General features: G+C 74.0%; 3 protein-coding genes. All 3 read left to right on the top strand.

Going from position 1 to position 3,620, the window contains the following annotated elements; translation table 11 throughout:
- The first annotated feature begins 11 nt into the window (after positions 1–11).
- Positions 12–1,661 (top strand): ABC transporter permease, encoded by a 1,650-nt coding sequence (locus HW445_RS22370; protein WP_374939685.1) that lies wholly within the window; start codon positions 12–14, stop codon positions 1,659–1,661.
- Between the two features lie 148 nt (positions 1,662–1,809).
- Positions 1,810–3,252, top strand: a complete 1,443-nt coding sequence (locus HW445_RS22375) for a PP2C family protein-serine/threonine phosphatase (protein WP_180222765.1) — start codon at positions 1,810–1,812, stop codon at positions 3,250–3,252.
- Positions 3,253–3,257: 5 nt separating this feature from the next.
- Positions 3,258–3,620, top strand: a 363-nt coding sequence (locus HW445_RS22380; protein WP_308799694.1) for an STAS domain-containing protein, incomplete at its 3' end; no start/stop codon positions are given.

A 3,620-nucleotide genomic window follows, 5' to 3' on the forward strand; every position in this document is an offset into this window, starting at 1 on the left:
ACGCTCTCCCGATCTCGGCCCGCCCCGCGCCCGTGACCGCGCCCTCGGGCCCCGCCCCCCGGGCGGCGTTCACCGGCACCGGCACCCTGCTCCGCTTCGCCGTGCGCCGGGACCGCGTCCGTCTCCCCGTCTGGCTGCTGGCCCTGCTCACCGGCACCCTGGCCACCGCCAACAGCTACGCCACCCTCTACGACTCCCCCGAGGCCCGGGCCACCGCCGCCCGGACCATGGCGACCCCCGCCGCGCTGGCCATGACCGGCCCCCGCCACTACCTCGACGACTACACCTACGGCGCCATGCTCAGCCACGAGATGGTCGGCTTCATGGGCGTGCTGGTGGGCCTGATGAGCGTCCTGATCGTCACCCGCCACACCCGCGACGAGGAGGAGACCGGCCGCGCCGAGCTGATCCGCTCCACCGTCGTCGGACGCCACGCGCAGCTCGCCGCCGCGCTCGGCCTCGCCGTCCTCGCCAACCTGGCGCTCGCCCTGCTCCTCGCCGTGGGCCTGGCCGGCCTCGGCATCGAGTCGGTCGACCTGGCCGGCTCGCTCGTCTACGGCTCCGCCCACGCCGCAGCCGGCGTCGTCTTCGCGGGCGTCGCCGCGATCACCGCCCAGATCACCTCCTCCACCCGAGGCGCCTCCGGGCTCGCCCTGGCCGTCATCGGCGCGGCCTACATCCTGCGGGCGGCCGGCGACACCGGGAACGAGGCGCTCTCCTGGGCCTCCCCGATCGGCTGGACCCAGCGCGCCTACCCGTACCTGGACGACCGCTGGTGGCCGCTGCTCCTCTGCGTGGGGGCGGCGGCCGCCTGCGCGGTCACCGGCTTCCTGCTCGCCGCCCGGCGCGACGTGGGCGCCGGACTGCGCCCCACCCGGCTCGGCCGCGCCACCGCCTCCCGGGCACTGACCAGCCCGGTCGGCCTCGCCCTCCGGCTCCAGCGCGGACTGCTGGCCGGATTCGGCGCCGGGCTCTTCGTGATGGGGGCGATGTACGGGTCGATCATCGGCGACATCGAGGACATGCTCGGCAGCGTCGACCAGATCCAGGAGGCCCTGGCCGAGATCGGCGGCGCCACCCTCGCCGAGTCCTTCGCGGCGATGGTGATGGTGGTCATCGCGGTGGTCTCCATGATCTACGTGGTGATGGCCACCCTCCGCGCCCGGGCCGAGGAGAGCGGCGGGCGCGCCGAGTCGCTGCTGTCCACCGGGATCACCCGGACCGCCTGGCTGGGAGGGCACCTGACGGTCGCCCTCCTCGGCGCCGTCGTCATGCAGCTGCTGGCCGGGCTCGGCTTCGGCCTCGCGGCCGCCGCCACGACCGGCGACCACGCCATGACGGGCGACCTGATCGCCGCCGCCATGGTCCACGTGCCGGCCCTGTGGACCGCGGCGGGCGTGGCCCTGGTGCTGTTCGGCTGGCTGCCCCGGGCGACCGCGCTGGCCTGGGCGGTGCCGCTGTACGCCTTCGTCGTCGGCTACCTGGGGCAGATCCTCCGGTTCCCGGAGTGGACCGCCGACGTGTCCCCGCTGGGCCACGTGCCCCAGCTCCCGGCCGCCGCCATGGACTGGACGCCGATGGCGGTGCTCACCCTGGTCGCCGCCGGGCTGTGCCTGACCGGGTTCGCGGGTTTCCGCCGAAGGGATCTGGACACGAAGTAGAGACCCGGGGAAGACCTCGGGGCGGTGCTCCGCGCGCTCTTCACGGCACCGGAACGGTCCGGGCTCCTTTAGCCTTGGACGTTCCGGTGCCGCCGCCGTGGCGGTACCCGGCGCAACGGCGATCAGAACGAGGAACCGAAGTAGGCCCATGCTGCGAGAAAATGCCGTGGGACCGGACTGGGAGAAGGAGTCGGCGCGGGTCGCGGCGGTGCGCCGCTACGAGATCCTCGACACACCACCGGACGGTTCCTTCGACCGCGTCGCCCGGCTCGCCGCCCGCGTCTTCCAGGTGCCCCTCGCCGCGGTGACCTTCGTCGACAGCGACCGCATCTGGTTCAAGGCCCGGCACGGCATGGACGACGTCACCGAGGTGAGCCGCGCCGACGGGCTGTGCGGCCTGGCCCTCCTCCACGACGGCCCCATGGTCATCCCCGACACCTTGGTGGACCCGCTGGCCGGGACGAACCCCATGGTCACCGGCCCGCTCGGGATCCGCTTCTACGCCGCCGCGCCGATCGTCACCGCCGACGGCCACAAACTGGGCACCGTCAGCATCCTCGACACCCGCCCCCGCACCCTCGGCGACGACGACGTCACGGCCCTCCAGGACCTGGCCGAGGTCGTGCTGGACGAGATGGAGCTGCGGCTGACCGCGCTGCGCGCCCTGCGCAGGGAGCAGGAACGGCGCCAGGCGGTGGTCCGCCAGGTGGAGGACGAGCGGGCCGCCCGGCTGCGCGCCGAGAAGGACCGCAGGGTGCTGGAGTCCCTGACCAGCACCCTCCAGCGGACCCTCCTCCCGCCGGCCCTGCCCGCCGTCCCCGGCCTGGAGCTGGCCTGCCACTACCACGCGGCCTCGGTGCACGACCTGGGCGGCGACTTCTACGACGTCTTCCCGCTCGACGGCGACCGCTGGGCGTTCCTGCTCGGCGACGTGTGCGGCAAGGGCCCGGACGCGGCCACCGTCACCGCGCTGGCCCGGCACACCCTGCGCGCCGCGGCCCACCACGCGCCGGACCCGGTGGCCGTCCTCGACACGCTGAACACCGAGCTGCTGGGCGACAGCCTGACCAGCAAGTTCTGCACGGCGATCTTCGGCGTCCTGACCCCGCGCGCGGAGGGCGGCTTCGAGGTCGAGCTGGCCACCGGCGGTCACCCCCCGGCGTACCACGTGGGCAGCGGGGCCGACGGCGCGCCGTCGGTCAGCCCGGTGAACCTGGAAGGAGGCATGCTGATAGGGGCGCTTCCGGAGGCCCGCTTCCGGTCCCGTACGGTCGTTCTGGCCCCGGGCGACGTGTTGCTCCTGTACACCGACGGGCTCATCGAGGCCAGGGCCGGCGAGGACAGACAGATGATCGGTGACGAGGGACTGTCCGCCTTCCTGGCGCGCCGCCGGGGCCTCGGCGGGGCCGCCGGGCTGGTGGAGGACATCGTGGATCTGCTGGACTCCCTCCCCGAAGGGGCGGAGGACGACGTGGCGCTCCTGGCGCTCTCGGTGCCCACCGCCGAGGACGCCGAGCGGCGGACGCCGGGCGTGACGTCCACCGCGCACACCACGACTTTGCCCACGGACGCTACGGACGAGGAGCGCTGAACGACGTGTCCGAGCAAGAGCTGCTCCTGACCGTGGAGGAGACCCACGGTCCGCTGGCCGTCGCCGCGGTCGGCGGTGAGATCGACTTCCACACCGCGCCGATGCTCCGCTCCCGGGTGCTCGAGCTGATCGAGCAGGGACGCGTCCGTCTCGTCCTGGACCTGTCACAGGTCGGGTTCTGCGACTCGGCCGGCCTCAACGCGCTGATCAACATCTGGCACGCCGCCCAGTCCCAGGGCGGCGCCATGGCGCTGGCCGCGGTGCCGGCCAGGCTGGACCGGATGCTCAAGCTGACCGGCCTCGACACGGTCCTGGCCATCCACCCCACCGCCGCCGACGCGATCGCCGCGGTCGGGCCGCGACCGGAC

This window comes from Streptomyces sp. UH6, assembly GCF_013421635.1.
In the GTDB taxonomy this organism is placed as follows: domain Bacteria; phylum Actinomycetota; class Actinomycetes; order Streptomycetales; family Streptomycetaceae; genus Streptomyces; species Streptomyces abyssomicinicus.

Bases quoted from the DNA above. Each gene is read 5' to 3' on its own strand.
- HW445_RS22375 (WP_180222765.1), top strand. From the start codon at position 1,810: ATGCTGCGAGAAAATGCCGTGGGACCGGACTGGGAGAAGGAGTCGGCG.